General features: G+C 64.2%; 1 protein-coding gene. It reads right to left on the reverse strand.

All coding sequences use genetic code 11. The features are described 5' to 3' along the window. Positions 1-341: VCBS domain-containing protein (locus tag J9893_RS21455; protein ID WP_210601195.1), on the reverse strand; the 341-nt coding region annotated here is incomplete at both ends.

Genomic DNA, 341 nt, shown 5'->3' on the forward strand with positions numbered 1-341 from the left:
TCGTACACCTTCGCATCCCCGCCCTCGCCCTTGGGCGTCAGGTTGGTGATGGTCACCCCGTCATCGTCGTTCTTGATGGTCAGGGTCAGGGTCGCCGTGCTCACGTCTCCATCCGCATCCGTCAGGGTGTAGGTGAACACTTCACTGCCCACCCCGCCCCCGGTCAGCGCCTTGAAGTCACCGTCGTTCGGGTTGAGGGTGTAGGTGTAGGTGCCGTTGGCATTGAGCACCAGGCTGCCGTAAGTCCCGCTCAGGGTGCCCGCGGTCACCGCCGCGCCATCCGCCCCCTGCACGTCGTTGGTGATGACGTTGCCATTGAGGACCAGGTTGTTCTCGCTCGC

It is taken from the genome of Aeromonas sp. MaB10011B, assembly GCF_017939325.1.
In the GTDB taxonomy this organism is placed as follows: Bacteria; Pseudomonadota; Gammaproteobacteria; order Enterobacterales; family Aeromonadaceae; genus Aeromonas; species Aeromonas caviae.